Here is an 18392-nt window from a genome sequence, read left to right on the forward strand (position 1 = left end):
TAGTTTAACCAAGTTTAAATGAACAACAGATAGACGGATGGATTTAAACGCGCCATTTAACAGTACATCAAACTAACCATTTTTAATTAAATAAAAGCTCGGCATAGCGCGTCATTGGTACGTTTATTAATTTTTGTAACGCGTGAGCCTTAGCAAGTAATTCATCCTCACTAAGTACAGGCATTTTATTGTTAAAAGCAAAAACAATTTTATTGCCGCCTTCAATAATAAAACTAAAAATCTGTCCTGCAAATTCTTTCGCAAGAAGTTGATCGAACGCTTCCCTCTGTCCAACTTTGGTATGGCAAATATTAAGTACTAAAACACCATCAAAAGTGAGCGCATTTTTACAATCGCGTAAGTAGGATGATTGCACTTGATCTGATTCCATCCCTTCTGAGCTATATAAATCAGAAAAAATAACATCCGTTTTTATCTGCGTGTTTTTCATGTAGTTTGCCGCATCATCAATATGAATAAACAAACGTTCTGACACAGGAACTTCAAAATATTTTATAGCCATATCAGCAACGGCTTTACGGTATTCAACGGTATGTATAGTCAATGCAGGAAACGCATGATAAAGACTTTTTGCTATAGAGCCCGCCCCAAGTCCCATTATCATCGCGGTTTTTAAATTGGGTATAAAAAAAAGCGCAGCCATCATCGCTTGCGTATAAGCTAAACTTAACCCGTTAATATTATTTAATTTAATACAGCTTTGATAAATTTTTCCGTCAAAGCTGAGAATAAGATTCTTTTTTGTTTGATATACATAAACAGGGCCATGCTCATCAATAGTTGATGCAATACAAGTGCCTTTGATATCCACGAATACTCAATAGGTGAGGTGATGAAAAACGAGTATAACTTAGTTAACGCACTGGCATTGCCATTAATATGGTTTATAACGCTTTTATTAATTTACAAGCATTTATATACGTACTCAAAAAGGTCGGTTTATTATTCAGATCAGCTGAAGTGTCTGCCTTCATAGCTAATTAAAACTTATCCAGTGATGACTCTTAGTAAAAACAACGACTTAACATACTGAAATTTGGCTAATGTACTGTTATTGCTATAAAAAACACCTTTGAATATTCCTCATGTTCAACATGAATAAAGTGCACACCACCACCAAAGAAGTCTAAACGGCTAAACATCTATCCGTTATTTTTACTGATTTTTGCCTTTTTCTCGTCAACTGCTACGTAATGGAATCTAACAATAATGATTAATGAATATGACTCATGTTTTATGTGAAATTAAACCGTTTTTCTTCATATACCAATCCACGTATAAATTACTCATCCCTTAGCGCTAAACACTATTACTAACAACTTAAAGCCGCTGAATACCTAAACCAGCTAAGCCAGCTAAGTAAGTTGCAAGGCTAATAAAGCGCAGAGCATCAATCAGGTTTAAATTATAAAATTGGATATAAATACGATGAAAAAAGATTTTACATTTAATATTAAGAGCGTTTCACTCGACGAAAATTATCATCCATCAACTAATACGCGTATCACAACCAACTTTGCTAATTTAGCCAGAGGTGAATACCGCAAAGCAAACTTGCGTAACGCCTTAAACATGATTAACAACCGTTTTAATGCCCTAGCCCATTGGGATAACACCAAAGGTGAGCGTTATGCTGTTGAGCTTGAAATTATCTCTGTTGAAATAGGTATTGAAGATGGCGGCGAAAGCTTCCCATCAATCGAAATATTAAAAACAAACATTGTTGATCATAAAACTAATAAGCGCATTGAAGGCATTGTAGGAAACAACTTTTCATCGTATGTGCGCGACTACGATTTTAGCGTACTTCTACAAGAGCATAATAAAGGTAAGTCTCAATTTAGCATTCCAGATGACTTTGGGGTTTTACATGGCAAGCTATTTCAGTCATTCGTAAATTCGGATACATACAAACAAAACTTTAAAAAACCACCGGTTATATGCCTAAGTGTGTCAGATAACAAAACCTACAACCGCACCGAAAACCAACACCCGGTACTTGGCGTTGAATACGAGCCAAATGAATCGTCTTTAACTGAACAATACTTCAAAAAAATGGGCTTGCAGGTACGTTACTTTATGCCACCAAATAGTGCAGCACCTTTAGCATTGTTTTTCTTTGGTGATTTACTTAATGATTACAGCAATCTTGAGCTTATAAGTACCATTAGTACGATGGAAACGTTTCAAAAAATCTACAGACCAGAGATTTATAATGCCAACGCAACAGCGGGTAAATCATATAAACCAAACTTAAAAAACTTGGATCACTCACTAACGCAAATTGTGTATGACCGAGAAGAGCGCGGCAAGTTAGCAAATGAGCAAGGCAAGTTTGCACAAGAGCATTTTATCAAGCCGTACCAAACAGTTCTTGAGCAATTCTCTACTCGCTATCTGTCATAACAACTAATAGTAACAACCAGTAATAACACGCTTAACGCTACGTTTAATAATTAACTAAAATATACGGCATTATTTATTATGAAAAAATTACTACCTACATCTACCGCTGGCAGTTTACCTAAGCCTTTATGGCTTGCAGAGCCAGAAACACTTTGGTCACCTTGGAAATTACAAGGTGATGAATTAACCCAAGGAAAACACGACGCCCTTCGCTTGTCATTATTTGACCAACAACAAGCAGGTATTGATATTGTTAGCGATGGTGAGCAAACAAGGCAGCATTTTGTAACTACATTTATAGAGCACCTAAATGGCGTTGACTTTGAAAAACGTAAAACAGTAAAAATTCGTGACCGATACGACGCAAGCGTACCCACCGTTGTGGGCCCTGTTAGCCGTCAAAAGTCTGTGTTTGTTGAAGACGCTAAATTTTTACGCAAGCAAACCAATCAACCAATAAAATGGGCATTGCCAGGCCCAATGACAATGATTGACACGCTTTACGATGACCATTATAAAAGCCGCGAAAAACTAGCGTGGGAATTTGCCATAATTCTCAATCAAGAAGCAAAAGAATTAGAAGCCGCAGGCGTTGATATCATTCAATTTGATGAGCCCGCGTTTAATGTATTTTTTGATGAAGTAAACGACTGGGGAATTGCCTGTTTAGAGCGCGCAATTGAAGGTCTTAAATGCGAAACCGCCGTGCATATTTGCTATGGCTACGGCATTAAAGCAAATACAGATTGGAAAAAAACACTAGGAAGCGAATGGCGACAGTACGAAGAAGCATTCCCTAAGCTTCAGCAATCTAATATCGATATTATCTCACTAGAGTGCCATAACTCGCATGTACCAGTGGATTTACTAGAACTTATTCGCGGTAAAAAAGTAATGGTAGGCGCAATTGATGTAGCAAATCACACTATCGAAACGCCAGAAGAAGTAGCTAATACGCTACGTAAAGCACTGCAATTTGTAGATGCCGACAAACTCTACCCGTGTACCAACTGCGGCATGGCTCCACTACCTCACCATATAGCCAGAGGTAAACTAAATGCCTTGAGCGCTGGGGCTGAAATTATAAGAAAAGAATTATTAGAAAAGAACTAGAAAAGTAGCTTTAAAATACAAATTGTAAACAATAACAACTGTCGCACCATGCCATAGTAAAATCCATAAACATGGTGCGTTAGCTAAAACCGACTAAAGAACAAAGTTTAGGTTAGTTATTTAATTTTTTTTATTAAAAAACGCTAACCTATTTTTTGAAAAATCGATAACTGCTTGGTATTGAATAAAAAAGGGAGAGCCTAACAAGCCATGTACTCCCTTTTCACCACCCGCCACCTGTACATGGTCAAGATTAAGTGATACAAAGGCAGGGCTTTCAAACAAGGCACTACCAAACTCAATTGAATCAACTTCTATATCTCCCATAGCGTGATCCGAAGTGCCCAAGCCTGCTGCATTCTCAACATTGAGTGTCTCTTCAATGCCTAACTCACTTAGGCATCCCCTGTCTAAAACAGATGTCCCAGCGCCAGTATCTAAAATAAAACGTAACAATTTACCGTTAATTTTAGCTTCAACAATTTGGTGGCCTGTTTCTGATATTTCAAACTCAATTACAGTTTTGCCTTCAGATAAATTCATATACGTTCCTTGTTATAGAGTTTTTAAAATATTACTTACTATTTTCAGCTTCCCACAATTAATAGCCAAATTTTACTAGTCGCCCACCTCAGCGCGTTTTGTTATATGGCTATTTTCTATCTAACCAGCATTTTTCAAACACTACTTGGTTTGAGTTAGAAACAATTAACTTATGAACAAAACTCAAGTCATCCAAGAGAGCAGGATCATTGCCTACCATGTAAGTAACGCTTGATGAATTTACCCAATTACCATTAATACTAACTGACGCCTCATTTTTTAATAGTAATCCCTCGAATAGCCCTTGATATCCAGCCATAACATGAATGGCTTTACTCAACTCTCGTCCTTGCAAGCCATCTGTTGGAATTAAGAGGTTTGAGTGGTCTATAAGTTTGTTTTTTGGCATTTTAGATAAGCTTTCAAGTATGTAAGCTTTAGCGTCTTTTAAATATGCCTTATGGTTTGCCATATTATTTTTAACAAAGTCTATCGCTTTTGATACAGGTAAAATTACCTTTGAATAATTAGTTTTGTAGAAAATGGCTGGAAGCTCATAAGATTCGGGATGCACTAATTCAGATTCCCATTTAACTGGGTATTGGGTTGACTCACAAGGATCAGATTCTGCTTTCACAAAACCAGAAACTAAAATAACCGCTAAAACTAAAATTTTCTGCATACTTTCCCTAGCTATAGTCCAGCTTAGTTGGCTTGTTATGTGTTTATACCACTTTGTTTTTACTAGAAAAGCGACTGAACAAATGAACTATACCATACCAAGAAATACAACCAACAACATATACAACTATTTCGCGAAAACTGTAATAAGGTATAGCTCCGCTCCTTAAATCACCTATTGCGCCAATAAATAAACCAACTGAAATTAATGAACCGATGGCTAAACTTATGGAAGTATTGAGGAGCTTAGAAAATAAAAATGTAATGCATGCTGAAAAGAAACCTAAATAAATAATTATATGAAGCTCAATATAGTAAATGAGTTCAAGTTCATGCTTTTCACCTGCAAAGGGATAAAGTGGTTGTGGCGGTGCTAGAAAATAACCTAATAGCGCTCCTAGTAAAGTAGCTACAGGGATTAATAAAACTTTAAATTTACTCATAGTTTGAAAAACACATAACGAGCCTGTAGATTAACTCGTTTTTTTATTTGTTTTTATTGATAAACAAACCATAGCTGAGTTCCTATTTTGGTTCAATTGATTACTGTATTTTTACGCAGAATATTGAAGTGTTTGATATTGTTTAAATTGGCGTTTTGGAAGCTATTAAGGGGGTTGAGTAGCTTTAATTTAGGTTAAAAGGACTTCCCCTTTTTAATGTATCGCATTTTGCAGCTTTTCTATATTATGAACAAGGCAATACAGTTGCCGCAGCATAAACTAAAGGCATTCACTTTCGTTTGACCCCGTAAGGTCAATTTATTCATGCCTTTGTTCACTGTAATATTCCGCTAAAAAAAATTTAAAGCAAATGTAAGAGAATTCACTAACCGCAACTGGGGGATCTCAATGACCCTACAAATTCATAAACTCACGCAGTATTTACGTGGCTGGGGTCACTATTACCTAATAGCCAACACTTATCAGTTAACGGTGGATTTAGATCATTGGATCCGCCGTAGGATAAAAATGTGCTACTGGCGGCAATGGCGTAAACCACGCACGAAAGTACGCAGTTTAATAAAACTGGGTGTTAGCGAACGACTCGCCATAGCCTGTGGTATCAACAGTAAAGGGCCTTGTCGAAGCTCAAAAACAAAAGGAATTAACATTGCGCTAGGCAATGACTATTTAGCGTCACAAGGTTTAGTGTCATTGAGAGATATTTGGATCGGTATTCATTACGGGAGATGAACCGCCCATTGCGAACCCGCATGATGGGTGGTGTGGGGGCTGGAGGTTAGAGACCTCCGGCTACCCGATTAGGTGCTGGTTCTCACAACTAATTTTCTTACACCAATTAAAACACCGCCATATGAAATTGGAAAGAGTATTAGTACGAAAATTAATGTATCGGTATTAGAGATATCCATACCTGGACTTCCAATAACAGCGAGAGTATTGATTAACAGCAACACTATACTTGATTGGAGGAAGCCCTTGTAACCAATAAAGCCCGCAAACAATAACATAATAAATGACACACCTATCGCTGGAGTAAAAGGTGCGGCTGCTAGCAACATACAAAGAAAAGAAAGTACGATAGAAAATCCGATTACTACTATGAACATTGCAACCTCCATGGCATATAACCCCGCCTTATGCGGTGAGTAACAGTTTGCTTAAATCTGAAACGAAGTGGAACCGAGCAAACTGTTACGAATCCGACTTTAAGGCCTTGTTAGCTGTATTTAACGACTTACCTAAGAATACTACTGTGGTTTTGCCCAAAACCTCTTCTTTAATACGCCTATACCCACGGCGCTCATACATGCCAAGGTTGGCTTTACTATTAATACCAGTAAACAATTCTACCTGGTGTGCTTCAGGATAAAACTGCTCTAATGCACTAAGTAGCTTGGAGCCAATACCCTTACCTTTAAAGTCACTTTTTACAGCCATACGTCCTATACAGGAAGTTGAACCATTTAATTTAACTTGTCCACTTGCAATAATCTGATCGTTCAAAACAATTTTTAAAATACATTTATTATTAAATTCAGACTCAAGTTCAGCTAAGCTCTGGGTTAGCGGGGGTATATTAAAATCATTATGTAATTCAGCTTCTGAAATATACGCTTCCTTTTGAATTTTAAGAATAATAGGTGCATCTTCAATTTTTGCTTCTAAAATTTTCATTTATACATACTTATATTTATACAGCTAACGAGCCTTTAGATTAACTCGTTTTTTATTTATTTTTATTGATGAATCAACCATAGCTGAGTTCCTATTTTGGTTCAATTGATTACTGTATTTTTACGCAGAATATTGAAGTGTTTGATATTGTTTTAATTGGCGTTTTGGAAGGATTTACTGGTGTTTCAGTGGCTTATAATTAGGTTAAAAGGGCTTCCCCTTCTTAATGCATCGTGTTTTGCAGCTTTTCTATATTATGAACAAGGCAATACAGTTGCCATTGGGCGTTCACTTTCACTTGGCTCCGTAAGGTCAATTTATTCATGCCTTTATTCACTGTAATGTTCCGCTTTTTATTTAAAGGAAAGCCGGTTCGATACAGCCGAGTCGTTTGCTATTCTTTAATAAACCACTATCGTAGCCCGATTGGGCTGTCTATTTTTACTTTCACTTTGTCTACATAGATCAGTTTTTACGTGATTCATTATTTATAACAATACACTCATCACACTGTTTCTGTTAATTTTTTTGAAACAATTAGGATGGGTGTTATCCTAATTTGCCAACAACTGATGTTGGCAATAACACGATTTGATGACGAAATTAAAACACTTTATAAGCAACATACAGATCGCGCTATTTTTGATAGTTTACCTGGGGCGGGGCCACAATTAGCACCTCGATTATTAGCCGCTATGGGGTCAAATCGTGACCGCTATAAGTGCGCCGCTGACATACAAAAATACGCAGGCATTGCTCCAGTAACCGAACGCAGTGGCAAAAAGGAATGGATACACTGGCGATACTCATGCACTAAATTTTTAAGGCAAACATTTGTGGAATGGGCTGGATTATCTGTGCGTTATTCATTTTGGGCTAAAGCATATTATCGGCAGCAAGAAGCCAAAGGAAAACCTCATAATACCATCATCAGATCATTGGCATTTAAGTGGATACGAATCCTATTTAGGTGCTGGAAGACACATACGCCCTACGATGAATCAACTTACTTAACGGCATTGAAAAGTAAGGGATCACCGCTGTTAAAATTTGCGGTGGAAAGTGAGCTTTAGCGCTTGCTGTCCACCTCAGGGCGTGTTGTTATATTTATTTTACGTAGACACTCCTGACTTTAAACCACGCATTACTACGCGTACATCCATAAATACTGACAGAAACTTCAGATTGTGTAGCTTTAGCTGCTAACAATGCAGATTTTAATTCAGGAGAGTCAATAGTCACCCCCGCCCAGCCGTTATTGGTTGGACATTCGCTACTAGCGATTGATTTTGGGAAACCATTACTAAGCTTAATAGCCATAGCTCCCGAATCTTCTACAAATAGCTCACTTATTTTCCCTACATCACCAGTACCCGCCATTACGCTACTAGATATCATAATTAATGATGCGATCAGTTTTTTTTTCAAGATTGACTCCTTTAGGTTGATTTTAGCTTTACTGAAGCTTGATTTATAAATATAGACATAATGACTCCCACACGGTGTTAGCCTCCGCTTTTCGTGGGTTAGCTTAATTCAAAGCCAGAGCCATAATTAGTTTGTCAATTAACTAAACAGCAGAGGCTAACATGAATAAACATAGCATACTTTTTATCGGTCTTGATACACATAAAGAATTCAATGAAGTCGCCTATATTGAAGAACATAGAGGTGCGAAACCCGTTCATCTTGGCCGAGTTTCGTCTTCCAAAGTGGCTGTTCAAAAGCTTGTTCGTCAGTTTGAATCCAAATACCCTGGCGCAACACTTCATTTTGTTTATGAAGCTGGACCATGTGGTTATTGGATTTACAGATTAATTACCAGTCTCGGCCATTGCTGTTATGTGGTTGCACCCTCTCTTATTCCCAAAAAGCCAGGTGAGAAGATTAAAACCGATAAACGTGATGCCCTTAAGCTCGCTAAATTACTTAAATCTGAAGATTTAACACCTATTTATGTTCCCGAGCCTGAAGATGAAGCCGTACGTGATTTATCTCGCGCACGCGAAGTGGCAATGAAGGATTTAAAAGATGCTAAATATCAATTAAAGGCACTGCTGCTTCGCAATAATATTAATTACAGAGGCACTGCAAATTGGTCACAAAAACATTTACGTTGGCTCACTGAGCTTGTGTTGCCACATCCCGCGCAGCACATCGTCTTACAAGAGTTTTTACACACAATTAATGAACGAATAAGCCGACTTGAACGGCTAGACAATGAACTAACACACCATGTTCACCAGTGGCGTTATTATCCTGTAGTAAAAGCAATACAAGCTATGCGTGGCGTTCGTTTGTTGGTCGCCACCGGCGTTGTTGCTGAGCTTGGCGATTTATCGCGCTTCGACCACCCCCGCAAATTAATGAGTTATCTTGGTCTTGTACCTAGTGAGCACTCGAGTGGTGGCAAACGCCATATTGGCGCCATCACAAAATGCGGAAACGGCCGAGCGAGGCGCCTTCTCGTTGAAGGCGCACACACTTATCGGTATGCGGCAAATATATCGACAGATATGCAAAAACGACAAGAAGGTTTACCAAAGGACATTATTGATATTGCGTGGAAAGCACAACTTAGGCTCTGCAAGCGCTATAAAAAAATGATAGCCAAAGGGAAACATTACAACCTGGTTGTCACCGCCATTGCTCGAGAAATGATTGCATACATATGGGCAATTGCAAAAGAAGTGGTGCTAACGCCAGTAAATACAAAACTTAGATTGGCAAGAGTACCTGCATGATAAACGAATTAGAGTTAATGCATAGGATCAAGCATCGGGAGTGGCACAACCACCGACGGCGTTAGGATGGCAATGTAGCTAACGCTTCATTGAACCACGAACATAGACTGAAGACAGGTGCCACGACGAAATAAGTAAGGTCTGCTCTGTTACTAGAAATAGTAATAACCAACGAATATCAGCAAGATAACCGACGACATTACTTGCTTCATCCTATGTATTAACTCGCTCTAATTCGAGCTAAAGTAATTATGGCTTAAAAAAGTTAGGCAGGGATCAGTGCGTTTAACTTGACAGTGGGAGTCATACCAACGCCCCGCTAAGGGGAAATTTATTGTTGGCTAAAATGTTGAACGGAGTGAAAACAGCCAACTTTAAATTTTCCCTCTTGAGTTGTATTAGTTCAGACAAGATCTGACAATTCAACTTGAAAAAGTGAGAGTTACCCGTTTTGATAAAGGTGTCGAATCTTTAAATCAAAACAAACAAAAAGGTAACTCTCATGTTGCATACTAACAATCCAATCATAAAACACAAAGCTGGTTTACTTAACCTTGCCGAAGAACTAGGCAATGTATCAAGAGCCTGTAAAGTCATGGGCGTATCACGAGATACATTTTATCGTTATCAAGAACTCGTTAATAAAGGTGGTATCGATGCATTAATCGAAAAGAACCGCCGTACACCAAATATAAAGAATCGCGTTGACGAAGAAACAGAGCAAGCCGTCATTAACTATGCAGTTGACTATCCCTGCTCACGGTCAACATAGAACCAGCAATGAGCTTCGTAAGTTAGGCGTGTTTGTCTCAGGTAGTGGTGTTCGTTCAATCTGGTTGCGTCACGATTTAGAAAACTTCAAAAAACGATTGAAAGCATTGGAAAACAAAGTCGCTAATGAAGGCATTATTTTATCTGACGCTCAAGTTGCTGCGCTAGAAAAGAAAAAACATGACGATGAAGCCTGTGGTGAAATTGAAACAGCGCATCCCGGTTATCTTGGCTCACAAGACACATTTTATGTTGGTAACCTTAAAGGTGTTGGTCGTATCTATCAACAAACCTTTGTGGATACCTACAGTAAAGTCGCCTTTGCGAAGCTCTACACAACGAAAACGCCAATTACAGCGGCTGACATGCTCAATGATAAAGTATTGCCTTATTTCGAAGGTCACAAATTGCCTATGCTTCGAATATTAACTGACCGAGGAACTGAGTATTGTGGGCGAGTTGAGCATCATGATTATCAGCTATATTTGGCAATTAACGACATCGATCATACAAAAACGAAAGCAATGTCCCCGCAAACAAATGGTATCTGTGAGCGTTTCCATAAGACGATTTTGAACGAGTTCTATCAAATCACATTCCGCAAAAAGTTGTACGATTCAATGGAAGAACTACAAAAAGATCTGGACGAATGGATGGATTACTACAACAATGATCGGACTCATCAAGGAAAAGTATGTTGCGGTCGAACACCACTTGAAACATTACTGGATGGAAAAAAGGTTTGGGCAGAAAAGAATTTAGCTCAAATCTAAACTAACAGTCACCATTAGAAAAATGGGTAACTGTCAGATCAAGTCTGAGCTAGTACACTTGAGTGCCTTGTTACATGGCTTTTACGATGTAGCCCAAACAGCCATATCCCTTATATTTTGATGATCGTCGACAGTTTCATCAAAACCATGCTCTTTTATATTCACTTTAAAAGTTATCCAATCATTTGTTGTTTTTGCTTCTAGTGATAGGTGCTGTTCTATTGCTCCTTTTTTCCATAACCAATAACCGTTTTGCTTTAATTTCTCATGTAGATTTGAAATTAGATCTATTGATGCATCTTCTTCAGCAAATAATTCATAGGCAATGTATGCTTTTCTTGATCCTGTTTTTTTAGGTAAATGATTTCCATCAAGTTCAAAATTATTTCTAAATGCAGATTCTGCTAGAGCTTGTTTAGCATTTAAAATATCGGCATCATCAGCGGCAATTAGGTTAGCATTAACAGCAGTTGTAAATGCATAGTCTATATCGACTAAAGCTTTAAAAGGTATTCCAATTCTAGTTAGTATTTTACCCATTTTATGAATTCCACGACAACCATCAGCTATCACTAACGCAGTTTTATGGGTACTAAAACTTCGACTACAAGCTTTGAATAAATCAGGTAAAACAGATTGTTCTGTTGCCCCTTCTGCAATTAAGATTCTGTCCGCAAAAAGGATTTGGTTCATGTTATATATTTCAAAAAGAATGCGAGCTTGATTTAAGTTACCTTCGATTTCTTCTTGTATTGCTTCAGCTATACGCTCAGTTACTAAAGTATTTCCGCCAACATTTTTTCTGACGATATTTGTATATGGAACATCTTCCTGCTCAACCATTAATGAAGAGTGGGTTGAAAACACCACTTGATAGTTAGTCATTGAAAGTGACTTAAGAGCATCTCTAACAAGCTCTATTGCTTGCGGATGAAGATACAGCTCTGGTTCATCAATGAGTAAAAGAGTCGTTTGACCTACTGCGGATTGGGTTTGTACTTCTGCTAACAACCGAATCAATGCCATTTGTATTGACCGTTGTGCACCGTGTCCCAAGGAATCAACATCTGCAATATCACGACCTTGCTCCTGAACCTTTACTGTCCCATCTGTAAATAGCTTTGATAAGGAAGGAGTTGGTACGTGCACTTTTAGTGATATTCCGGGGAAGAAATCTTGCACTTTTTCGCTAGCAATCTGATCAAATTGATTTAATGACTCTAACCGTTCATTTCCGTCAAAGTTCAGTTTTCGGCTTATAGTATCGAGTGCATCTACTAGCTCATGTTGCTCGGTTTCAATTCTAGAACTCAATTGCTGTAGTAACTTACCAATAGTTGATGTTGTCTTAAATTTTGAAACATCATCAGTAGCATTATCCATCGATTGAACAAAAATTGGCTCAGGAAATAAATCGTGCATTGCTTCTTGAAGACCATTCGGATTAACTCGCCACTCCCAGTCATCTTCGTCAGTTTCCCCACCGACAGAAACAAATAGTTTTCTTAACCCTTTGGCTCCGCCAGGTGATCTTTGTTCCATCTTAATATAAAGAGATTCATCATTTATAAATGGGCTTATGCTCTCTCTGTGGTTTTCATCTATGGAATCTAATAGCTCTTGACTGATACCTGAAACTTTAGCTGTTACCAATACTTTTTCTTCGGTATTAGTAAAGTCTTTATCTTGTAACCCTGTAGGTCTTAAAAACCACTTTACGGCTTTTAAGATATTTGATTTACCTGCGTTGTTATAGCCAACAAGAGGTGCATAGGATTCAAATTTTAGGAGAACATCATCGCATGAACGAAAGTTTCTAATTCTTATCCAATCAATTTTATGCATTATCTATCCTTAGAGTGCCAAGCTCAATTGAGCCATGTAACAGCTTATTGAACACCACTTTGGGAGTTTATAACACCCCAAAACGGCGTATATTACATTGCTTAATAATTCCACTAAACAACTCCCATGTAAACAAGTAATTACGTATTTTGTAAAGTTATTGTTGTTAAAATACACCAAAACGACTTTTAATAATGTTATTGGACAAAATACGAACAACTGTCTATATATACAGTATGTTTTTAAAAGTTGAATATCATTTATGAAATCTCTCTTTCTAACCATGATTAAAGACCATATGTATAGCAAACGGTATGCAAAGAGCACTATTGAAGCTTATCTTTTTTGGATAGCTAGCTATATCCGCTTTAATAATATGCAGCACCCAAGCTCTATGGGAGACACTCAAGTGGAATCGTATTTGAACCATTTAGTAAACTCGCAAAACGTAGCGCAAGGCACCCAAGCGCAGGCACTAAATGCGCTAAGTTTCCTATATAAAGAAATAATTAAGAGCCCCCTTTCATTATCATTAGACTTTGTAAAAAGTGAACGCCCAAGAAAACTACCCGTTGTGCTTACTCAAACAGAAGTTTCAGCGCTATTTAAACACTTTGTAGCAAAGCATTATTTACCCTGTGGATTACTTTATGGCAGTGGTATGCGATTAATGGAGGTACTGCGTTTACGAGTACACGATATTGACTTTGACTATAACTGCATTCGAATTTGGGATGGCAAAGGAGGTAAAAATCGTGTTGTAACCCTTGCCGTAGAGCTCACACCGCAATTACGTTCCCAAATACAATTAGTTGATAGTTATCTACAGTTAGATCTTAAAAACCCTTTGTATTGCGGTGCGTATATGCCGCATTTGTTACGTAAAAAATATCCAAACCACAATAGACAGCTAGGCTGGCAATATTTATTTTCATCACATAAATCAGGGCCTGTTGACCTTTCAGGATTAAAATTTGTTCAATCTAGGGGCTATTTAATCGCGGCGTGAGGTTTGTAACCTAGTGTGCTAAGTAAAAACCGAGTAACAAAGAGTAAATTGCCCCTAGACAGAACCCTTCGGGCAGCGCATGTTTGGCATTTATTCCACGTTATCGCCTATTTATGGGGAATAACACACTACATAGGCTCTGCCTTGCCTAAATACCAAACACACTGCTGCAAATTTAACCTCGAAAGATAAACAGGCCCTAAATCTTGATCCCGAGAGTAAACAGTTAAGGCGCCATCATATTGATGAAAAGCAATTACAACGCGCTGTTAAAAAAGCCGCTTTTGATGCAAATATTAACAAACACGTTACACCACATACTTTGCGCCACTCTTTCGCTACGCACTTACTGCAAAGCGGCGCTGATATACGCACAGTACAAACACAATTTGGGCACAGTGACGTGCGTACTACAACAAGGTGCCAACGGTGTTATTAGCCCTTTTTCAAGATTATAAATATCTCAGTAACAAGGCAAAAATTTAGTTATATTGTTTGTCTATATGAGAAGTTTTTAACGCAGTTAATGAGTTACTTAGAACGCTAGAATATTCAACGTTTTAATTCAGCTGGTATCCTACCCATATACTACAACAAGGTGCTAACGGGGTTATCAGCCCTTTTTCAAGATTATAAATCTCCCCGATTTAAAACAAAAAAGCACAGCCCACAAGCGCCATGCTTTTAAAATCAAGCTTAATCCAGTTCGGTTTACAAACGAATGCCGCCGTCTATTTCAACAACACGGCCGGTAAAAAAGTCGTTTTCGATTATGTATTGTGCAGTATGCGCAATTTCATCGCTTTCGCCTAAGCGCCCTACTGGCGTTACCGCGAGCATACGTTGTTTGGCTTCGGGCTTCATGGCGTCGGTCATGGCGGTGCTTATAACACCTGGTGCAATAGCGCCTACACGTATACCAAATCGACCAAGTTCTTTAGCCCATGTGGTGGTAAGTGCCACCACGCCTGCTTTTGATGCTGCGTAGTTTGTTTGGCCTATGTTACCTGCGCGCGCTACGCTCGACATATTAACTATAACGCCGCCTTTGCCTGATTCAATCATGTGGCTTGCAGCTTCCCGCCCTGCTAAAAACACACCCGTCAGGTTTACATCAATCACGGATTGAAATTGCTCAAGAGACATTTTTTTAATGACTTTGCCGTCTTTAGCCTTTATAAACATGCCGTCGCGTAAAATACCGGCGTTGTTTATAAGCACACCAATGTGGCCAAAATCGCTGTTAATGGTATTAAATACGTTTTCTACTTCGCTTTCATTTGTTACGTTTGCGGCATAACCTTTAATAGTACTAGCTACACCTTCAAGCTGAGTTAATTGCTCGCATGCGGTGTTTAATAAGTCTTGTGCCATATCTATTAATGCAATGTTTGCACCCATAAGTGCAAACTTTTGCGCCATTGCAAAGCCTAAACCTTGTGCGCCACCGGTTATTACTACCGTGTTATTTTTAATTTTCACGCGTTGCTCCTACTTAGAAAACAGTTTAAAAATGGCACTAAAGTCATCACTACCCGCACCTTGGTGCTGTAGCATAGTGTATAAATTTTTAGCCATTGAACCCATAGGGGTTGAAGAATTACTTTGCTGCGCGGCTTCCATGGCAAGTCCTAAATCTTTAGCCATTAAATCAACCATAAAGCCAGGTTTGTAATCGTTACTTGCAGGGGCTGTATCCATTACACCTGGGCAAGGGTTGTAAAGTTCAAGCGTCCAGTTACGGCCAGAACTTGCGGTCATTATGTCGCTAAGTACTTTAGGATCGAGACCGTTATTTATACCCATTTGCAGTGCTTCGCTGGTGCCTGCCATTAAAATACTGAGTAGCATGTTATTACATATTTTTGCCACTTGCCCTGCGCCAATATCGCCTGCATGAAATATGTTTTTACCCATATCACTCAGCACTATATGTGCTTTATCAAACGCGGCTTTTTCGCCGCCTACAATAAAAGTAAGAGTGCCAGCAGTTGCGCCTGCAACGCCGCCCGATACCGGTGCATCTACAAAGCTTATGCCTTGCTTGCCAAGTGCACTGCCTACAGTGCGTGCTGATTCTGCATCTATTGTTGAGCAATCAATTACTAATGTATTGTTGCTCAGCACGTTAATTAAACCGCTGTCGTCGTTATTACCTAAATACAGCGATTTAACATGTTTGCCCGCAGGTAACATACTAATAAGTACGTCAGCATTGGTTGCGCACTGCTTTGCATCAACTGCTGCTTTTGCGCCTTTGCTTGCAAGTTCATTTACGACCGACTGGTTTAAATCGAACACACTCACAGTATGTCCAGCTTTAATTAAGTTAGCCGCCATTGGGCCGCCCATATTACCTAAGCCGATAAAACCAATATTGAGTTTAGTCATCGTCTTTCCTTTATTTGTGTGTTGGCGTGTCTAAGCCATTGAGTGGGTGGTTTTCGCAAAAGCGATTAGCAAAAAAGCTGTCTACTATTGTTTGTGGGACATCACTAAGTGTTTTGTACTGCCAATTAGGCGCGCCGTCTTTATCTATTAATAACGCCCTTACACCTTCTTGAAACTCACCTACTTCGCCAGCGCGAACCGACATACCCAGCTCCATTTTAAAACACGCTAATAAGCTTTTGCCTTTACTTGTTTTTAATTGCTCACTTACAAGTGCGCAGCTTAGTGGGCATCCGTGTTTAAGTGACTTTTGAGCGCGCTGTAGCCATTTATTGTCAGTAGCTAGCCCTAAAATATAATCAACTTGCTCCTGCAAGGTTGTAAATTCACCCAGCTTTTGAATCGTTTTTAAATTAGCTTTTATATTGCCTTTAGGCATACGCGCAGATTGGTTGTCTAAATCGGTTAATAACTTAGTTAAACGCTCATGATTTAAGCTTGCGGTTTTGCCCCATTTAGCTGCTAAAATTTGCGCAAGCATGGAATCATATTTAGTGCTGTCGATAAAGTGATCGGCAAGCGATACAAAACGCGCGTCGTCACAGTTAATTGATGCCGACGTTAGCCCTAAAAATAACCCAACACTGTGTGGCATTTTATGTAAAAAGTAACTACCGCCTACATCAGGGTATAAACCTATGGTTTGCTCTGGCATGGCAATGCGTGATGTTTCTGTAACAACACGGTGGCTAGCACCGGCCATTAGCCCTAAACCGCCGCCCATCACTATGCCGTTACCCCAAACGAGGATAGGTTTATCAAAGGTATGAATAAGATAATCAAGCTTGTATTCTAGTGTAAAAAACTCTTCAACTAAGCTTGTTGGTTTACCTTGCGCCATTGCATGATGAAGGCTTACAACATCGCCGCCTGCACAAAATGCTTTATCGCCTGCGCCTTTTAACAAGAGCATTGCAATAGCATCATCATCTTGCCAAGCTCGCAATTGTGGTTCAAGTAATTTGATCATCTCAAAATTAAGTGCATTTAACGCTTTTGGCGCATTGAGTGTAATAATCCCTATTAAACTGCCGTTTTCTGCGGTTGCGGTTTCAAATACCACGGGCTCATCGGCGCTATTTAATAATGTTAAAGCACTCATTAGCCGTTTACCCAGTTAGCGCGGCGTTTTTCTAAAAAGGCATTTACACCTTCTTGTTGATCTTCGGTATCAAATAAACCAACAAATAACTCGCGCTCAAGAGGTAATACACTTGCCATTGGTTGTTGGCGCCCTTTTTGAATCAATGTTTTACATGCAGCCACTGAGGTGGGGCTTTGATCGGCCACTTGGTTGGCCAGTTTTAGTGCTGCCGCAAAGCTTTCACCTTGTGGTACTACTTCTTCTACTAAGCCGATTTGCAAGGCTTTATCAGCTTTTAAGCGCTCGCCGCATAAAATCATGCGCTTTGCCCAGCCTTCGCCTACTAGCCATGCTAAATTTTGTGTACCACCCGCACAGGGTAATAAGCCAACTTTAGCTTCAGGGAGCGCCATTTGTGCTTGCTCTTCCGCAATACGTATATCGCACGCAAGCGCCACCTCTAGCCCGCCGCCCATTGCGTAACCGTTAATGGCCGCGACCGACACGCCTCTAAAATTAGCAAGCGCTTCAAATGCTTCACCAAATACACGCGACATATCGGCGGCTACGCCTTTATCGCCACCAGCAAATACGTTTAGGTCGGCACCCGCGCTAAAAAACTTCTCGCCTTCACCAGTCAGTACTAATGCATAAATATTTTTATTATTATTAAGCGCGTTAACGGTATTTTTTAAATCAACTAGGGTGTCTTTTGTCCAGGTGTTTGCTGGCGGGTTAGACATAGTTAAAATAGCAACATGACCTTCGGTTGTAAGTTCAATACTCGGATTAGATTTAGATTCTGACATA

The 18392-nt window shown here is 39.1% G+C and carries 16 protein-coding genes and 6 pseudogenes; 8 read left to right on the forward strand and 14 right to left on the reverse strand.

Going from position 1 to position 18392, the window contains the following annotated elements; translation table 11 throughout:
- Positions 1–82: 82 nt before the first annotated feature.
- Positions 83–832 (reverse strand): spermidine synthase, encoded by a 750-nt coding sequence (locus D172_RS08910; RefSeq protein ID WP_007377132.1) that lies wholly within the window; start codon positions 830–832, stop codon positions 83–85.
- 617 nt (positions 833–1449) lie between these two features.
- On the opposite strand from D172_RS08910, the gene D172_RS08915 reads away from it, so the two are divergent.
- A complete protein-coding gene (locus tag D172_RS08915; protein ID WP_007377131.1) occupies positions 1450–2427 on the forward strand; it encodes a DUF1852 domain-containing protein in 978 nt (325 codons plus the stop codon).
- Positions 2428–2505: 78 nt separating this feature from the next.
- Positions 2506–3540, forward strand: a complete 1035-nt coding sequence (locus D172_RS08920) for a methionine synthase (RefSeq protein ID WP_007377130.1) — start codon at positions 2506–2508, stop codon at positions 3538–3540.
- A 120-nt stretch (positions 3541–3660) separates the two neighbouring features.
- Here D172_RS08920 and D172_RS08925 read toward each other — a convergent pair whose 3' ends face one another.
- From D172_RS08925 to D172_RS21915, 4 genes and pseudogenes are all read right to left on the reverse strand, one after another.
- Positions 3661–4083 (reverse strand): retropepsin-like aspartic protease, encoded by a 423-nt coding sequence (locus tag D172_RS08925; protein ID WP_007377129.1) that lies wholly within the window; start codon positions 4081–4083, stop codon positions 3661–3663.
- Positions 4084–4192: 109 nt separating this feature from the next.
- Entirely contained in the window at positions 4193–4765 is a 573-nt protein-coding gene (locus tag D172_RS08930) for a hypothetical protein (protein WP_007377128.1), read from the reverse strand.
- A gap of 43 nt (positions 4766–4808) precedes the next feature.
- The gene (locus tag D172_RS08935) at positions 4809–5207 is read right to left on the reverse strand and encodes a hypothetical protein (RefSeq protein ID WP_033023659.1); all 399 of its coding nucleotides are present in this window, start codon (positions 5205–5207) and stop codon (positions 4809–4811) included.
- Positions 5208–5420: 213 nt separating this feature from the next.
- Positions 5421–5554 (reverse strand): annotated as a pseudogene (locus tag D172_RS21915) (transposase); the annotation flags it as partial.
- 10 nt (positions 5555–5564) lie between these two features.
- Here D172_RS21915 and D172_RS08940 point away from each other — a divergent pair.
- Positions 5565–5960: pseudogene (locus D172_RS08940) on the forward strand (group II intron maturase-specific domain-containing protein); the annotation flags it as partial.
- Between the two features lie 68 nt (positions 5961–6028).
- Here the strand turns inward: D172_RS08940 and D172_RS08945 are convergent.
- The 3 genes and pseudogenes from D172_RS08945 to D172_RS21920 all read right to left on the reverse strand — a co-directional run.
- A complete protein-coding gene (locus D172_RS08945) occupies positions 6029–6337 on the reverse strand; it encodes a DUF6419 family natural product biosynthesis protein (protein WP_033023685.1) in 309 nt (102 codons plus the stop codon).
- 85 nt (positions 6338–6422) lie between these two features.
- A complete protein-coding gene (locus D172_RS08950) occupies positions 6423–6905 on the reverse strand; it encodes a GNAT family N-acetyltransferase (RefSeq protein ID WP_007377127.1) in 483 nt (160 codons plus the stop codon).
- A 223-nt stretch (positions 6906–7128) separates the two neighbouring features.
- Positions 7129–7377 (reverse strand): annotated as a pseudogene (locus tag D172_RS21920) (transposase); the annotation flags it as partial.
- A 70-nt stretch (positions 7378–7447) separates the two neighbouring features.
- On the opposite strand from D172_RS21920, the gene D172_RS08955 reads away from it, so the two are divergent.
- Positions 7448–7978: a transposase gene (locus D172_RS08955; protein ID WP_420713786.1), complete on the forward strand. Its 531-nt coding sequence runs from the start codon at positions 7448–7450 to the stop codon at positions 7976–7978.
- A gap of 34 nt (positions 7979–8012) precedes the next feature.
- Here D172_RS08955 and D172_RS08960 read toward each other — a convergent pair whose 3' ends face one another.
- A complete protein-coding gene (locus D172_RS08960; protein ID WP_050554130.1) occupies positions 8013–8333 on the reverse strand; it encodes a hypothetical protein in 321 nt (106 codons plus the stop codon).
- Between the two features lie 161 nt (positions 8334–8494).
- Here D172_RS08960 and D172_RS08965 point away from each other — a divergent pair, with 161 nt between their 5' ends.
- Both D172_RS08965 and D172_RS08970 read left to right on the forward strand, forming a co-directional pair.
- Positions 8495–9649, forward strand: a complete 1155-nt coding sequence (locus D172_RS08965; RefSeq protein ID WP_033040661.1) for an IS110 family transposase — start codon at positions 8495–8497, stop codon at positions 9647–9649.
- A 502-nt stretch (positions 9650–10151) separates the two neighbouring features.
- Positions 10152–11193: pseudogene (locus D172_RS08970) on the forward strand (IS481 family transposase).
- A gap of 81 nt (positions 11194–11274) precedes the next feature.
- Here D172_RS08970 and D172_RS08975 read toward each other — a convergent pair.
- Positions 11275–13038 (reverse strand): ATP-dependent nuclease, encoded by a 1764-nt coding sequence (locus tag D172_RS08975; RefSeq protein WP_007376560.1) that lies wholly within the window; start codon positions 13036–13038, stop codon positions 11275–11277.
- Between the two features lie 262 nt (positions 13039–13300).
- Between D172_RS08975 and D172_RS08980 the strand changes: the two are divergent.
- Positions 13301–13981 (forward strand): annotated as a pseudogene (locus D172_RS08980) (integron integrase); the annotation flags it as partial.
- 265 nt (positions 13982–14246) lie between these two features.
- Positions 14247–14505, forward strand: a pseudogene (locus tag D172_RS21260) (tyrosine-type recombinase/integrase); the annotation flags it as partial.
- A 253-nt stretch (positions 14506–14758) separates the two neighbouring features.
- Here D172_RS21260 and D172_RS08990 read toward each other — a convergent pair.
- Genes D172_RS08990 through D172_RS09005 form a run of 4 tightly spaced genes read right to left on the reverse strand, consistent with a single transcriptional unit; the run spans position 14759 to position 18391 of the window.
- Positions 14759–15529 (reverse strand): SDR family oxidoreductase, encoded by a 771-nt coding sequence (locus D172_RS08990; RefSeq protein WP_007376563.1) that lies wholly within the window; start codon positions 15527–15529, stop codon positions 14759–14761.
- 9 nt (positions 15530–15538) lie between these two features.
- On the reverse strand, positions 15539–16438 hold the full coding sequence (gene mmsB / locus D172_RS08995) for a 3-hydroxyisobutyrate dehydrogenase (protein WP_007376564.1): 900 nt from the start codon (positions 16436–16438) through the stop codon (positions 15539–15541).
- A 10-nt stretch (positions 16439–16448) separates the two neighbouring features.
- Positions 16449–17600, reverse strand: coding sequence for an enoyl-CoA hydratase/isomerase family protein (locus tag D172_RS09000; RefSeq protein ID WP_007376565.1), 1152 nt, complete (start codon positions 17598–17600; stop codon positions 16449–16451).
- A complete protein-coding gene (locus D172_RS09005; RefSeq protein ID WP_007376566.1) occupies positions 17600–18391 on the reverse strand; it encodes an enoyl-CoA hydratase in 792 nt (263 codons plus the stop codon). Before D172_RS09005 ends, D172_RS09000 begins: the two co-directional genes overlap by 1 nt.
- Position 18392 lies beyond the last annotated feature (1 nt).

The organism is Pseudoalteromonas sp. Bsw20308 (genome assembly GCF_000310105.2).
Classification (GTDB): domain Bacteria; phylum Pseudomonadota; class Gammaproteobacteria; order Enterobacterales; family Alteromonadaceae; genus Pseudoalteromonas; species Pseudoalteromonas fuliginea.

Bases quoted from the DNA above. Each gene is read 5' to 3' on its own strand.
- D172_RS08915 (WP_007377131.1), top strand. From the start codon at position 1,450: ATGAAAAAAGATTTTACATTTAATATTAAGAGCGTTTCACTCGACGAA.
- D172_RS08920 (WP_007377130.1), top strand. From the start codon at position 2,506: ATGAAAAAATTACTACCTACATCTACCGCTGGCAGTTTACCTAAGCCT.
- D172_RS08925 (WP_007377129.1), bottom strand. From the start codon at position 4,083: ATGAATTTATCTGAAGGCAAAACTGTAATTGAGTTTGAAATATCAGAA.
- D172_RS08930 (WP_007377128.1), bottom strand. From the start codon at position 4,765: ATGCAGAAAATTTTAGTTTTAGCGGTTATTTTAGTTTCTGGTTTTGTG.
- D172_RS08935 (WP_033023659.1), bottom strand. From the start codon at position 5,207: ATGAGTAAATTTAAAGTTTTATTAATCCCTGTAGCTACTTTACTAGGA.
- D172_RS08945 (WP_033023685.1), bottom strand. From the start codon at position 6,337: ATGTTCATAGTAGTAATCGGATTTTCTATCGTACTTTCTTTTCTTTGT.
- D172_RS08950 (WP_007377127.1), bottom strand. From the start codon at position 6,905: ATGAAAATTTTAGAAGCAAAAATTGAAGATGCACCTATTATTCTTAAA.
- D172_RS08955 (WP_420713786.1), top strand. From the start codon at position 7,448: ATGGGTGTTATCCTAATTTGCCAACAACTGATGTTGGCAATAACACGA.
- D172_RS08965 (WP_033040661.1), top strand. From the start codon at position 8,495: ATGAATAAACATAGCATACTTTTTATCGGTCTTGATACACATAAAGAA.
- D172_RS08975 (WP_007376560.1), bottom strand. From the start codon at position 13,038: ATGCATAAAATTGATTGGATAAGAATTAGAAACTTTCGTTCATGCGAT.
- mmsB (WP_007376564.1), bottom strand. From the start codon at position 16,438: ATGACTAAACTCAATATTGGTTTTATCGGCTTAGGTAATATGGGCGGC.
- D172_RS09000 (WP_007376565.1), bottom strand. From the start codon at position 17,600: ATGAGTGCTTTAACATTATTAAATAGCGCCGATGAGCCCGTGGTATTT.
- D172_RS09005 (WP_007376566.1), bottom strand. From the start codon at position 18,391: ATGTCAGAATCTAAATCTAATCCGAGTATTGAACTTACAACCGAAGGT.